The organism is Nostoc sp. NMS8, from assembly GCF_017115045.1.
In the GTDB taxonomy this organism is placed as follows: Bacteria; Cyanobacteriota; Cyanobacteriia; order Cyanobacteriales; family Nostocaceae; genus Nostoc.
The window spans coordinates 13,457-27,520 of sequence record NZ_JABXKK010000105.1 but is presented as its reverse complement, the minus strand read 5'-3'; the positions used below and the strand labels follow the sequence as shown (position 1 = coordinate 27,520).

Annotated in this window: 11 protein-coding genes; 1 reads left to right on the top strand and 10 read right to left on the bottom strand. The window is 40.9% G+C overall.

The annotated features are described in order from the left end of the window. Positions 1–185: 185 nt before the first annotated feature. A complete protein-coding gene (locus HWQ39_RS27520) occupies positions 186–3,830 on the top strand; it encodes a response regulator (protein ID WP_292852403.1) in 3,645 nt (1,214 codons plus the stop codon). On the opposite strand, the gene HWQ39_RS27515 is transcribed toward HWQ39_RS27520, so the two are convergent. From HWQ39_RS27515 to HWQ39_RS27470, 10 genes are all read right to left on the bottom strand, one after another. Then, entirely contained in the window at positions 3,804–4,139 is a 336-nt protein-coding gene (locus HWQ39_RS27515; RefSeq protein ID WP_292852400.1) for a hypothetical protein, read from the bottom strand. The two genes, HWQ39_RS27520 and HWQ39_RS27515, sit on opposite strands and share 27 nt — an antisense overlap. 287 nt (positions 4,140–4,426) lie before the next feature. Then, positions 4,427–5,644 carry a M20 family metallopeptidase gene (locus HWQ39_RS27510; RefSeq protein WP_292852397.1) on the bottom strand — a complete coding sequence of 406 codons (1,218 nt, stop codon included), beginning with the start codon at positions 5,642–5,644 and terminating at the stop codon, positions 4,427–4,429. A 98-nt stretch (positions 5,645–5,742) separates the two neighbouring features. Beyond that, positions 5,743–6,435 carry a DUF4337 domain-containing protein gene (locus tag HWQ39_RS27505; RefSeq protein ID WP_292852394.1) on the bottom strand — a complete coding sequence of 231 codons (693 nt, stop codon included), beginning with the start codon at positions 6,433–6,435 and terminating at the stop codon, positions 5,743–5,745. An 83-nt stretch (positions 6,436–6,518) separates the two neighbouring features. Further along, positions 6,519–7,199 carry a dethiobiotin synthase gene (bioD, locus tag HWQ39_RS27500; RefSeq protein WP_292852391.1) on the bottom strand — a complete coding sequence of 227 codons (681 nt, stop codon included), beginning with the start codon at positions 7,197–7,199 and terminating at the stop codon, positions 6,519–6,521. Next, positions 7,199–8,950, bottom strand: a complete 1,752-nt coding sequence (locus HWQ39_RS27495) for a serine/threonine protein kinase (protein ID WP_292852389.1) — start codon at positions 8,948–8,950, stop codon at positions 7,199–7,201. The genes bioD and HWQ39_RS27495 overlap by 1 nt, the downstream gene beginning before the upstream one ends. A gap of 172 nt (positions 8,951–9,122) precedes the next feature. Continuing rightward, positions 9,123–10,691, bottom strand: a complete 1,569-nt coding sequence (locus tag HWQ39_RS27490) for a glycosyltransferase family 39 protein (RefSeq protein ID WP_292852386.1) — start codon at positions 10,689–10,691, stop codon at positions 9,123–9,125. Positions 10,692–10,743: 52 nt separating this feature from the next. Further along, positions 10,744–11,079 carry an EamA family transporter gene (locus HWQ39_RS27485; RefSeq protein ID WP_292852383.1) on the bottom strand — a complete coding sequence of 112 codons (336 nt, stop codon included), beginning with the start codon at positions 11,077–11,079 and terminating at the stop codon, positions 10,744–10,746. Between the two features lie 52 nt (positions 11,080–11,131). Then, the gene (locus HWQ39_RS27480; RefSeq protein ID WP_292852380.1) at positions 11,132–11,761 is read right to left on the bottom strand and encodes a YqeG family HAD IIIA-type phosphatase; all 630 of its coding nucleotides are present in this window, start codon (positions 11,759–11,761) and stop codon (positions 11,132–11,134) included. Between the two features lie 299 nt (positions 11,762–12,060). After that, on the bottom strand, positions 12,061–12,699 hold the full coding sequence (locus tag HWQ39_RS27475; RefSeq protein ID WP_179068695.1) for a bifunctional 2-polyprenyl-6-hydroxyphenol methylase/3-demethylubiquinol 3-O-methyltransferase UbiG: 639 nt from the start codon (positions 12,697–12,699) through the stop codon (positions 12,061–12,063). Positions 12,700–12,870: 171 nt separating this feature from the next. Further along, on the bottom strand, positions 12,871–13,860 hold the full coding sequence (locus tag HWQ39_RS27470; protein WP_292852374.1) for a decaprenyl-phosphate phosphoribosyltransferase: 990 nt from the start codon (positions 13,858–13,860) through the stop codon (positions 12,871–12,873). Between the last annotated feature and the right edge of the window lie 204 nt (positions 13,861–14,064).

Sequence of the window (14,064 nt, the reverse complement as noted above, 5' to 3'; positions counted from 1 at the left end):
TTATTGATATACTTATTTAAAATAGCGTTACATTTGTAAATAAGCGAGGATACAAATAGTAATATTTGCTCTACAAAAAACTAGGTAGATTCCATAAAAACGTATCCTAATATTGATTTTGGATAGCTAAAATATCATCACAATAGTCTCAGAAACAGAAATAATTTCACTACTTGCCTGGAATAATGTTGAACCGTATGAAGATTGGAACCAAGATTGGAATAAGTTTTGCCTTGAGTTTGGCAACTCTGACCACCATTGGTCTAATCTCCTACCAAAGCACCAATGAGCTAATTGCAACTTCGCGCAAAGAAAGTCATACTTACCAGGTGTTAAGTCAGCTTGAAGACCTCAACTTGCAAGTGACAAATGCTGAGACTGGACAACGTGGTTACGTTCTTACTGGAGAACAGCGCTATTTAGAACCATATAACGCAGCCATTCAAGTACTAGCTCAAAAAGTTAAGGAGCTTCAGAATTTAACAGCAGATAATCCCAAGCAGCAAAAGCAGCTGGATATTTTACAGCCATTAATAACTCAGAAGTTGGACGAACTTAAAGAAACTATTGATTTGCGCCAGAACCAAGGTTTTGAAGCTTCTCAGAAGGTCGTTCTGACAGACCGCGGCAAGCAGCTAATGAGTGAAATCCGCAAAGTTATCCAAACGATGGAACATGAGGAGAATACGCTGCTGAAACAGCGCTCTGAAAAGGCACAAGCAGCAGCACGACAAACCATCGCCAGTATTGTCTATAGTATTCCCTTATTTTCTTTGCTTTTAGCTTTAATCGGATTTGCCCTAGCCAGACATATCTCAGCACCCCTGAAGCAAGTTTCTAATTTAGCAGAAAAAATGGCGGATGGGGATTTATCGGTAAGTTTACCAGATAGCGATCGCCAGGATGAAATTGGTGTGTTGACGCGCACCTTTAACCAAATGATTGTTAATCTGCGAAACACAAATCAAAGAAATGACGAGCAAAACTGGCTAAAATCTAACTTAGCTGAATTTACCCAGATGCTCCAAGGACAGCGAAATCTGGAAAGCGTGGCTCGGATGATATTGTCGAATTTAGCACCACTGGTTGGGGCATCGCAGGGCGTTTTTTATGCGATGGACTCCATAGATGACCAGCCTGTGCTGAAGTTGTTGAGTAGTTATGCTTACAAAGAGCGGAAAAACCTCGCAAATCAGTTTCGTTTAGGTGAAGGATTGGTGGGACAAGCCGCCCTAGAAAAACAAAGAATCCTTTTAACAGAAGTTCCTCATAACTATATCCGCATCAATTCCGGCTTGGGAGAAGCACCACCGCTAAATATTATTGTCTTGCCTATACTATTTGAAGGGCAGGTAAATGCTGTAATTGAACTTGCCTCTTTTGGGCCTTTTAACCAGTTGCACCTAACATTTCTAGAGCAATTGAGTGAAAATTTTGGTGTATTTTTAAATAACATCGCCTCGCAAGTGCAAACCCAGCAACTACTTGAAGAGTCTGTTATTTTAACAGAAGAACTCCAAACCCAGCAAGAAGAACTACAGCAAAGCAATCAACGCCTAGAAGAACAGGCGCATGAGTTAGAGGAATCACAATTTTTGGTCAAGCAATCTAACGAAGAATTACAACAATTAAATGAGGAATTAGAAGAAAAGGCAGAATTATTAGAAGTCCAAAATCGAGAAGTTGCCCGCCAGAATCAGGAAGTTGAAGGAGCGAGGCAGTCTTTGGAAGAAAAAGCTGAACAATTGGCATTGTCTTCCAAATATAAGTCAGAATTTCTCGCGAATATGTCCCACGAGTTAAGGACACCACTAAATAGCCTGTTAATTTTGGCAAGGCTGCTAGCAGATAACTCTCTCAAGAATTTAACTGACAAACAAGTAGAATACAGCCGGACTATTTACTCAGCTGGAAATGATTTGCTGGAGTTGATTAATGACATTCTAGATTTAGCAAAAATTGAGTCGGGCACTATGTCGCTTGATATTGAACAAATTGCTTTAGTAGATTTGGAAACATCTCTAGAGCAGACTTTCCAGCAAGTTGCCCACAATAAAGAACTCAGTTTTACTATTGAACTGGATGAGAACTTACCCCCAACAATTTATAACGACTCCAAACGCCTACAACAAGTGCTGAAAAATCTCCTAGCTAACGCTTTTAAGTTTACAGAACAGGGAAGCGTGAAGTTACAAATAGCCCAAGTTGATAATTCCATGATTGCTTTTGCCGTCAGCGATACAGGTATAGGCATTCCAGCCGAGAAGCAGAAGATTATTTTCGAGGCATTTCAGCAGGCAGATGGCACCACCAGCCGCAAGTACGGCGGGACTGGCTTAGGCTTATCAATCAGCCGTGAATTGGCTCAACTGTTGGGAGGGAGAATTGAAATAGTTAGCGAACCAGGGCAAGGAAGCACCTTCACCCTTTTCTTACCCAGGCGACAAGAAAAAAAGAATAGTCAAAATACTCTCACCACCCCACCCCCTGAGCCAACTACTTCTATCCGCACAGCTTCTATCCGCACAGCATCGACTATCAAAGATGTGCCAATGGTGGAAAAAAGAACCGCATTGGTAGATACATCTTTATCCGCGAAAGTACTTACTATCCTCTCTAGCGAAATTCCAGATGATCGGGAAAGAATTCAACCAGGCGATCGCACCTTGTTAATTATTGAGGATGACGATAAATTCGCCCGCATCTTACTAGATATGGCGCGTCAGCAGGGCTTTAAAACTATTGTTGCTTTACACAGTAAACAAGGTCTAGCACTAGCAGAACAGTTTAAACCCAATGCGATTATGCTAGATATCCACATGCCAGAGATGGATGGCTGGACGGTGCTAGATCGTCTGAAGCATAAACCAGATACCAGACATATACCAGTACACATCCTTTCTGTTGATGAAAGACAACAACGAGGATTACATCTAGGAGCGATTACCTATCTACAAAAACCTGTGTCTCCAGAAGCCCTAACTCAGGTCTTGACTGAGATTAAAGGCTTTATTGAGCGTCAGGTAAAAAATCTTCTGATCGTCGAAGATGATCCAGTACAAGCTCAAAGTATTATCGAACTGATTGGGAATGGCGATGTCCAGAGTACAGCAGTGGGTACGGGAGCAGAAGCCCTCTCGATTTTGCGATCGCATCATTTTGATTGTATGGTACTGGATCTCGGTCTGCCTGATATGAGCGGGTTTGCCCTCATTGAACAGATCAAGCTTGAACCCAGGCTGTTGAAACTGCCAATCATTGTGTATACAGGCAAAGAACTCAGCCGACAAGAAGAAACCCAATTGCGGGGACTAGCAGAGACAATTATCATTAAAAATGTGCGATCGCCAGAACGATTGTTAGATGAAACTGCCCTATTCTTGCATCGAGTGCAAGCAAATTTGCCCCCACCAAAGCGGCAAATACTAGAGCAACTACATCAAAATGATCCGGTGCTGGCTAATCGGAAAATTTTGATTGTAGATGATGACCTGCGAAATATTTTTGCCCTGACCAGCTTTTTAGAAAGCTATCAAATGCAAGTCCTATTTGCCGAAAATGGTAGAGATGGCATAGAGAAGCTGCAAACAAATCCTGACATTAATATAGTTTTGATGGATATCATGATGCCGGAAATGGATGGTTACGAAACCACCCGCGCCATCCGCCAGCAACAACAGTTTCGCTCACTACCAATCATTGCTTTAACTGCCAAAGCCATGCCAGGCGACAAGGAAAAATGCATCGAAGCTGGAGCTTCTGACTACATCACCAAACCTGTAGATACTGAGCAACTGCTTTCACTACTGCGAGTTTGGCTGTATCGGTAAGGAGTCATCTTTTTTATTAGCCTTTTCCAAGAGAGCTTTTCCATACTCATCACATTCTAAAGAATCCTCAAAAACAGGAACTCCCATTTTTTCAAGATACCTTATGTATATTCCATTAGCTTGATCGTCTTCAACTAAAAATGTAAAAATTTTATTGTCATAAGATAAATAGTATATTATCCCATTGTTTAATTTAGGTGTACCCCAAATATAATGATTTTCTATTAAACCGAACTGCGTAAGTTCATCATGAATAAGCTCATCAGTGATCCCAGGTCTAGTCTTAATTTTAACTTTTTTAGCTTTCATATTTTTAACTTCCTATAAGAAGTGTCAAGGCTAATTTTTTGCAACAATTTAGTCTTGACATGCTACTAAGTGTATTTCAAAAATCAAATAGAAGTCCTATAGACGAGATAAATTGATAGAACAAGTGAATAAATTAAGTTTAGAGTGTTTCAAAAAATAAATGATTCAAAAACCGTCATTGCCAGCGAAGCGAAGCAATCGCAAAGACTGGGATTGCTTCGCTTCGCTCTGTACGAGACTCTACGCGAACGCAATGACAATTGGGCATTTTTTTACTTGAAGTACTCTTAAAGAAAGTACCTTTCCACGCATCTAATAAATATTTCCACACCCATCGCCAAAGCGGTTTCGTCAAAATCAAACCGGGGATGATGATGGGGATATGCTAAGTCTTTCGCTGGGTTAGCAGAACCCAAAAAGAAATAACAACCAGGAACCTCTTCTAAGAAAAATGACATATCTTCAGCAGCCATAGTTTGGCATTCTGGCACAATACCTAGAGAAGTTTCTACCACTTCTTCAGCTACAGAACGCACCAGTTCTGCTATTCTCATATCATTAATTACTGGTGGATAAAGTGACCAGTATTCTAAGTCATAATTCGCACCATGACTCTGACAAATTCCAGCAATAATCTGCTCGACACGCTCTTTAAAAAAGCCTTTTAAACTAGGATTAAAATACCTGACAGTCGCACTCATTCTTGCTGTATCAGCAATCACATTACGCTTGGTTCCTGCATGAAGTTCGCCTACTGTCACCACTGCCGAATCAATGGGATTCACATTTCGGGCGACAATGGTTTGTAAAGCATTGACAATTTGGGCAGCAACAACAACAGAATCCACCGTTTGATGGGGTAGTGCGCCGTGTCCACCTTTGCCCAAAATTGTGCAGTTGAAGCACTCCACAGCGGCCATCAACGCCCCAGCCCGCACACCCACTGTTCCCAATGGCAAATTATTCCACAAGTGCAAACCAATAATTGCGTCAACATCAGGATTTTTTAGGACTCCAGCTTCAATCATCGGCTTCGCGCCTCCTGGTGATTCTTCTGCTGGCTGAAAGATAATTTTCACCGTACCAGAAAAATCTTGCCGATGCTGCTGGAGATAATAAGCTGTACCTAAAGCGATCGCTGTATGTCCATCATGTCCACAAGCGTGCATCACTCCCTCATGCTGCGATTTATACGGTACTTCGTTGAGTTCTTGGATTGGCAAAGCATCCATATCCGCCCTAATCGCTAAAACTTTGTTTGTGGGGAGTTTATTACCTTTGATCGTGGCAACAATGCCAGTGTGGGCAATACCAGTTTTATGCTCAATCCCCCATTCTTGCAGCTTTTGTGATACAAACTCAGCTGTCAGTTTTTCTTGAAAACCCAACTCTGGTTGTTGATGCAATCGCCGCCGCCACTCTACTAACTGCGGTTGCAATGAACGAATCGCTAGTCGGATGCGAGATAGATCAACAGAAGAGGGATTGGGAAAGGTAGAAACCATTATGAATAGAAACTAATTTAAGTACAGCGAACTTAGAGGATGTTTTAAAGTTTATTTTCCCAGTTTATCGTCGGGAATGGGGAAGAATCATCCAGAAATTAAAAAACTTTGGGATTTGGGGAAGCGGCAATGGAAAGCACTATTTTTTTTTCGGCTGGCTTTTCTAAGAAATTTTCGGATAGTAATTTAGTCAAGGCATCAGGATGTAGTTGCCAGTTCAATAATCCCGATAACCCCATGACCAAGCCAAATAGAGTTGGAACTAAGGCAGCGTAGAACAACCATTTTTTCTGAGATAGAGATGTAATGGCAAATAGCGAGACAGAGAGCGATAAGGAGGCATCAGCTAGATCAAACTGGTCGTCATGATAATTAAGCTGATCATAGGTTGTTTGATCTTGTTCGGCAATTACCTTCTGTTGCTGCTTTTTCTGGTCTTCTTTATCAGCAATGCTTTGATAAGCGGCAATCTGTTTTTCATAGTCAGCCCTCACAGCAGCAGGTTGAGAAAGAGATTGCAATTTGAGTTGCGCCACACTAGATTTGGCTATTTCTTCACGAATATTACGAGCCTGGTATAACGCCCAATCATCAATTTTATTTGCTTGAGCTTGCTGCATTGCCTGAACTATATTATCGTCTTTGACTTTGCAGACGCCCATAAAAGTTGCTATCAATGCAACTGCAATTGCCACAGCACTATTTAGACGACTTTTGCGTTTTTCACGGTTAGCTGGCGTTTCAGGTTCATCGTCGTCTTCCCCAAGCAGGTCAATTGGGTTGATGTCCATATCGTTATACCAATTTCACTTAAATATAAAACAAGGGTTGTTTAATTTGCAATTGATATTGTTAATAATACCTAATGCTCAATTTAAAGAGTAAGTGTTTCCCAATCTAAATCTGATGCTATTTGAGCAAGTTTATCTAAATCAGTCAGATTATCTAAATAAGGCAAGCAGCCTAAAACTGGTGTGTTGGTAAGTGATTGAATCAATCGATGCGGTGTCCAGTCAGCGATTTCTGCATCTGTTCGGGGTTGTATGCAGTTCAGAACAATACCTTTGAGATTGACGCGCGATTGTCTCGCTAATGCTACATTTGCCACTGCTTGAGCGATCGCACCTAATCTCACTGGTACTACTAATACTGTTGGTAAACGCCATTCCCCTGCCAAATCAGCTACCGTTAATTCCTCTGTGATTGGCGAACCCAACCCTCCCAAGGCTTCTACAAGCACAAAATCACGGTGTGATCGCAACTTAGACAAAGCTTGCCACACAAGAGCTAAATCTATTTGGCGATTTTCCCGTGCTGCTGCGATCGGAGGCGCTAGAGGTGCTTGAAAGTACAAAGGTGTAATTTCTTCAGCAGATTGTTCTAGTGAAAATAGCTTTTGATACCACTCGCGATCGCCAATTCCGGATTGAATCGGTTTCATGATTCCCCAGCTACGCTGCGGGTAATATTTTTGCCAATAGGCTGCTAATGCTGTCGTTAAAACAGTTTTACCAGCTTCCGTATCAGTTCCAGTAATTAGTAGTGTGTTTAACATTAATTTCTTTGACCAGAAAATGGTTGTGTTCCATCAGTCGGTGGCAAAGTTGGCGTTTCAATAGTGGTAGGAATTGGCAAGGGTGTTTCTGTGGGTATTGGCAAGGGTGTCTCTGTAGGTATTGGCAAGGGTTTCTCTGTGGGAATCGGCAAGGGTGTCTCTATGGGTATTGGCAAGGGTGTTTCTGTGGGTATTGGCAAGGGTGTCTCTCTGGGTATTGGCAAGGGTGTTGTTGTCGGTGTTGGTTTAACTAGTTTTTCTAATGCAACATTCAGGTTGTAATTGCTTTCGATAACTCCTGGAACCAGAGTTAACTCAATAGTATATCTACCAGTAACCAGCAATATGCCTTGATATGCTGTTACTTGTTGGGCATTAATATCAATTGGTTGTTGATTGGGACTGAAGACTGTTAACAAAATGTTGCTTCCTGGGTCAAGAAACGCAGTTAGCTTGTCGCCTTTTTGTCCGAAAAAAGTGTACCTGATTCTTTGATTTGTTTTCAGAGTATCGTTAACCGTGGCTGTGTTATTAGATGCTCCTAGATTGAGGCGTTTACTAGGTACAACAGATTGATTGCTGCTGGGTGTGGGTGTAAGTGTAAGTGTCGGTGTGGGTGTAGTGCCACCAGGAATCACTGGTGAAGGGAAATTTTGTGGAGGCGTTTCAACTGGAGTTTTCGGTTGACTGCGGATGGAACTTACCAGCGCCCAAGAACCGAATCCGGCGATAATCACGACAGCGCTGCCAATTGCGGTAATCGCTAAGGGATTATCCAAAATTGAGTTAGTGGTGCTTGGTGGAATCACAGGATTGGGTTTTTGAGGCGAAGCTGGTGGTGGTACTAAGTCAGGACGACGACCAACAACCATTGTCTGTAAGTTGGAAACATTCAGAGGAGGAAGACTGGGTTGCTGTAAAGGTTGGAGTGCTTGAAATACACTAGCAGCACTTTGATAGCGATCGCTCGGTATATGATTCAACATCCGATTCAACACTATAGCAAATCGCGGATTCACTTTTACCCACTGCTGCCAATTCCAGGTTAGTTGGTTTTCATCAAATAAATCCTTTGGTTCTTTACCAGTTAGCAAAACGACCGCGCTTACCGCTAAGGCATACAAGTCACTGCTAGGATAAGCTCCCCCTGTTTGCATTTGTTCGCTAGGAGAGTAGCCTAATTTTCCCACAGTGGTTTCTGGCAGGGCACTATCTGGCGATCGTAAACGCGTTGCTAGTTCTTTGACTACCCCAAAGTCAATTAACACAGGTTTCGCGTCACTATCTCGCAAAATAATATTTTCTGGCGAGATATCTCGGTGAATAATCCCTCGACTGTGAATATGCTCTAAAACAGGCAGCAACAACTCTATTAGCTGTAATACTTCTGCCTCTGTAAAAGCTTGGCCCACAGCTTGACGTTCAGCTAGCAGAGTTCGGTAGGTCTGACCTGCAACGTAGTCCTCCACCAAAAATAAGCGTTGATCTTGCTCAAACCTTTCCCGAAATTTAGGGACTTGTGGGTGTTCGATTTGATATAAAATGGCAGCCTCTCGGTGAAAAAGCTCTTGTGCCTTCTCCCAAGCTAAAGCCCCTGTTGCTGTTGAAGTCAATTCCTTGATCGCGCAAAGTTCGTTAAAGCGCCTCTGGTCTTCTGCCAGATAGGTTCTACCAAATCCTCCTTGTCCGAGAATTTGAATTATGCGGTAACGGTTTTGCAAGACAGTACCAACTGGAATGGGTGGTTGCATGATCGATTGATTGAGTGTAGTAGCAACTGAAGAGGAAGTCACCCACAAAGATTAAGTCCAAGAGGCGACTGACAGTTACCTGCCGCAATATTCTACTATACCTAACAACTACACCCCCACCAGAGCAAGGTTGTTTTTTACTCCATAACTTCAGAGCCTCCAATCCCCCAATTCAATTTTTCTTCTTGACAAAACGATATATTTTAAAATATGCAAAATCAACTTGAGAATCCAGCTTATACAACTTACTCATTTCTCTTTCAATCAACCCTTTAGGAAATTGATAATCACGATTAATTGTGAGGAGAACTGTATCCTTATTATTTGTTAATTTTTCAATTTCTTCTGCAAGTTTTTCATTCGGAATTCCTTTTTTTAAGGGATCTCCCAAATTTCTTGCATCCAGAGTTAGACTGTCACCATAGTATTCAAATAATCTGGGATTAGCAAATAAAAAGACAGATTGTGTAGAAGAAGAACGGTTTTTTATTAGGTACTGTACAGCAGAGCGATAATCATCTCTCTGATAGTCTCCATTGAAGTAGTAGTTACCAAGAGAATAAATATTCATAACTATCAGAGATATGACCGCAATTTGAGCCAACTGAGACACTCCATAGCGCTTTGATGTGATACTAGGTCTTTGACTCAAAACCGATGGGAGAAGTATGGCAAGTGGTAACCAAAGATAATAAGAGTGACGAGGCACCCAATTAGTTTTGGCGACTATAGCTAAGAGCAATCCCAGCAAAAATGATATGATAAAAACAGAAGTAAAAAAGTAATCAGGATGTTGCTCTCTGCCCTTTTTCTTGTGTATCAATAAAACTCTTACTAAAGCCAATAAAATTACAGTACCGACAATTAATAATAAAAGTAGTTGAGGCCAGTAACTAAGCATAACTTGCACTCTATTGTCGCCGCGCAGCTGCTCCATTGAAGGGCCATAGGTTGTTCCCACCAAAATTCCATTTAACACAAAAAGAATATTTTGGATTATGGGTAATCCCAAACGATTAATTGCAATTGTTTCGGGATCGGTTGCTCCAGGTAAAGTCAGGTGATATATAACTGATGGTATAGATAAAAAAGCAGCAGGAAGCCACCATTGTAGCCATTGCTTGAAATTTCTATAGATGGCAATATGAGATATACATAAGGCTGTAGTAAAAAGCCACATAGTAATGTTACTAAAAATCCCTAAGGCAGTAAAAATACTAAATAGCCATTTTGAAGTATTTTGATGAGTTTGATCTTTAACTAATACTTTGCTAAAAAAATATAATTGAAGTGAGGCGATAAACATTGCGAAAGAATAAATTCTTGCTTCTTGGCTGTAGTTGACACAGAAAGAACTGAATGTCAAAATTACCAGAGTCCAGAAGGCGTGCTTTTTACCATATATCCGCAAAGCAGTAAAGAAGAGAATGACATTTGAGCCAATACCTAAAATAGTAGAGAGTGAGCGAAGGGCAAATTCACTTTCGCCAAATAGCTGACGCCACCAAAACATAACTATAAAGTATAGTGGCTGAAACCTATCACTATTGCCGATGTTTCTAACTCTCGAAATACTCTCTTGAAAAGTCGAGACATCAGAATTAGTTAAAGTCAAGCCTTCATCGTACCAAAGACTCTGGCTTGAGAGCATAAAAAAGCGGAGTAAACCACTCAAAAAAACCAATATTAAAATAGAGATATAATATTTAGACCATCTCTTATTTTTGATTGTCATCATCATTTATTTTACGTCCTGGCACTTTTACTTCTTACATAATTTAGTTTTTTTATAGTCAATGTTTACCTGAAGCGATTGCCCAGATACCACTCAACATCAAACCTGCTCCTAACCATTGGGAAATTAAGATTTTTTCTTTCAAAATTACAGATCCAGTAATCATTGTAACTATAATTGTTAATCCTATTACTAATGGATAGGCAACAGATAAATTCAGTTTACCCAAAACTATTACATAAAAAACCGCACTCAAACCATAACTCAAAATCCCTGCCATTAAATAGATATTTAACGGATTTTGTCCTGCTCCTAGTTTCAATAGATTTTGCGCCAGTGTGTTTAACCCCACTGTGGTTAAAATCAGCAAGCTAAAAACTATCTGGTTATTCATAGAATTTACTCAATTTATAAAGTGAGTGATATTTTTTGATGAAAAGAGCAATTTAGAAGAAACTCTCATAGCCAGCAGTATCGTCAAAATCCCAAAGTTCTCCCCCAGATGGATAATGTATTTGAACCCATTTCCCAGCAAGTTTTTCCCACCATCGAGGCGGGTGCGGTAGGCTAGCAACTTGCATGAAGCCACATCTACAAAGTAATGCTCCCACAAAATCAGTATGTAAACTATCACCAATGACGAGTATTTGTTTTGCTGGTAACTTCATATAAGCTTTTGCCTGTCGAAATGCAGGGGGAAAGGGTTTTTTCGCCGGACTGAGTGCTGGAATATCAAGGCGATGAGACCAATATTTGACGCGATAGCAACGTTTCCCATTTGAGAGGATAAAAAATTGCAATCCGGCTAACTTTGCTTGCTTAATCCAATCTTCTGCATAAGGAGATAGGTAGCGATCGTCTTCTGAAACAATAGTGTTGTCTAAATCGAGGATTATCCCTTGAATTTTACAGGTTTTTAGCCACTCAATTTCGATACTTGCCAATGTATAGACTTGTCGTGGTAGTCTGTGGGGGTTCCTTTTAAAACCTCGTTGGTTGTTTCCCTGAATGAGCAAATGTAGCCAGGAGATAAAGGTGCTGAAGAGTTTTCTGAAAATAGCTATGGGATTTTTCATCTACAAATTCCGTCAAGTTTCCTCCCATCAGGCCTTTAGGGACTTCCAATAAATAAATTATCTTTCTTGTCGGGTGGGCAGCGTTTGACTGACTTGTACTGAGCAGTTCGACAGGCATACTGTCAAACTTGCAGTAGCACTTTGTGGAATAAAACTACGTACAGAAAGAGTTTAGTAGAGAAGAGTCGAAGTGTCGCTCTAAGTTCTGCATACCCTGAAGGGATGGGTGTTCGCGTCGCGGCAGGTAATGCGGACACTCATCAACAAGAAAATTTGAGATTTTTTTATTTGGAAGTCCTTTAAGGTACTAATACCACAATTTGAAAGTGTGGATACCAAAGAGTCCAACGGAGAATTGGACGACTAACTGTAGCTCCCATTGATTGAAAAACCTGAACAAGATCGCTACTTCGGCGTTGGTGAACCCATTCTCTTGCCAGTAACAAGTCATGAAGCTGATTCATAAAAGACCCAATAATCTTGGATGCCTCAATGTCTTTAATAATCAGCCTTGCTCCCGAATCCATCTGCGAAATTGTTTTACGGAGAAAATCGTCTTGTAATTTTGGAGGAATGTGGTGGAGAACATCAATCATAGTTACAGTGTCATATCCATGCAAATCTGGTGGTGTTTCTTCTGGATGCAAATGCCTGACCTGAAAAATTTCAGATTTCATTGCAAAAGCCTCAGAAGCTTTCACAGCTTCACGTGAAATATCATAACCATGAGCTACTTTTACTGAACGCAACTTTAAAGCCAGATAAAGTAATGCTCCTGTACCGCAGCCAATATCATAAAGACGTGCGCCTTCGGGAATCTTGGCAAGAACCATATCAAGCGGACAAATGAATGGACGATAGCGCGTTTTTAGTGCAGCAAGTCCAGACATTTTTTGACAAGGTAGTTTCATCTCGTCAGCAAGGCTAAAACTATTCATACAACTTGTTAGGGTGAAACAGTTACAAGCTTGAGCGGGCAGACTAACTGCTAGTACAGCACGGCGTAAATAAATAGACTATTTCAAATGGCGTAAGAGCTTGGAATACAATTTTTTTAATTTTGAATTGTGACTTCCGCCTTGCGGTACTAGTAGCTTTTCCTGTGAGATTTATTCAATTATCCCTTGCTTTCTCAACCAGAGAATCAAAAAGCATGTGATAATCCAACCAATAACTGTGATTAGTATCGGCAAGTCTTTCAATAAAACTTCTTCTGGGCGTTCACTACGTCCAGTTTCCTCTGGATCATGGTTGTCGCTATAAGTGCTAATCTGTTGAGGATCGCTCAACAGTTGATAGCGAAAAATTCCATACAACACAAACGGTAAAGTCAGTAGCATCCAAGATGTGGGCGCTCCATGTAGATAGGGCCCGGAACTCCAAAGAGCATAAGTGAGAACTGTGCCTGTGGTGACAACATTTTCCATGCGACCCAGCAGAGGCAAGGAATAGTATTTGAGAACAGAGCGAGGCTTGTTGCCTTTAAGTTGTGCTAACCGTAGTTCTGCTTTGCGTTTTTCAATACCTAGAAATAGCGCCAACATTGCAGTACACATTAAAAACCAAGATGATAAAGTAATACTGGTAGCAGCAGCGCCGGCATAAGCTCGTAGCACAAATCCGGTAGCGATCGCCCCAACATCCAAAATTACCATCCGTTTGAGTCGCAGATTATAGGCAACCTGTAACAGCGCGTATGCAGTTATCGCTGCACCCAAATGGGGCGATCGCAACCACCCAAAAATTAGGGCACCACCTAAAAGTAGCAATGCCATCACAGTCGCAACACGGATGCTAACTAATCCAGCCGCTATTGGACGCTTACACTTTACAGGGTGTTGACGGTCAGATTCCACATCTACGATGTCATTGATTAAGTAGAAGCCACTTGATGCACAGCAAAATAATACAAATGCCAATAAGCTACCCAATAGAGATTGCACATTGATGCTAAATGCGAACAATGGTGCTGCAAACACCACCAGGTTTTTCGTCCATTGTCGCGGTCGCATGGCAGCTAAGTAGTACGCTGACTTCTTGGAATTAGTTGCTATGGCAGTTAAAGATTTTTCTACTACTGAAGTACGCCGAGAGTCCATAAGTATGCCTACCGCTTCTATATCTCAAGAGAATTTAGATTCAACAACTTCCTTTATATTTATTATTAATAGATTTTTTAGTAAAAATACTTACAAGGTTTCGCCTAGAAAATACTATCGTTATTTTGGTATCAAAAAAAATTTTTTATTTAATCTTTATTCAAGCTTTATCCAATCTTTATTTAAAACTGGACTATACGTAGG

Bases quoted from the DNA above. Each gene is read 5' to 3' on its own strand.
- HWQ39_RS27495 (WP_292852389.1), bottom strand. From the start codon at position 8,950: ATGCAACCACCCATTCCAGTTGGTACTGTCTTGCAAAACCGTTACCGC.
- HWQ39_RS27490 (WP_292852386.1), bottom strand. From the start codon at position 10,691: ATGATGATGACAATCAAAAATAAGAGATGGTCTAAATATTATATCTCT.
- HWQ39_RS27470 (WP_292852374.1), bottom strand. From the start codon at position 13,860: ATGGACTCTCGGCGTACTTCAGTAGTAGAAAAATCTTTAACTGCCATA.
- HWQ39_RS27505 (WP_292852394.1), bottom strand. From the start codon at position 6,435: ATGGACATCAACCCAATTGACCTGCTTGGGGAAGACGACGATGAACCT.
- HWQ39_RS27485 (WP_292852383.1), bottom strand. From the start codon at position 11,079: ATGAATAACCAGATAGTTTTTAGCTTGCTGATTTTAACCACAGTGGGG.
- HWQ39_RS27520 (WP_292852403.1), top strand. From the start codon at position 186: ATGTTGAACCGTATGAAGATTGGAACCAAGATTGGAATAAGTTTTGCC.
- HWQ39_RS27510 (WP_292852397.1), bottom strand. From the start codon at position 5,644: ATGGTTTCTACCTTTCCCAATCCCTCTTCTGTTGATCTATCTCGCATC.
- HWQ39_RS27515 (WP_292852400.1), bottom strand. From the start codon at position 4,139: ATGAAAGCTAAAAAAGTTAAAATTAAGACTAGACCTGGGATCACTGAT.
- bioD (WP_292852391.1), bottom strand. From the start codon at position 7,199: ATGTTAAACACACTACTAATTACTGGAACTGATACGGAAGCTGGTAAA.
- HWQ39_RS27475 (WP_179068695.1), bottom strand. From the start codon at position 12,699: ATGAATAGTTTTAGCCTTGCTGACGAGATGAAACTACCTTGTCAAAAA.
- HWQ39_RS27480 (WP_292852380.1), bottom strand. From the start codon at position 11,761: ATGAAAAATCCCATAGCTATTTTCAGAAAACTCTTCAGCACCTTTATC.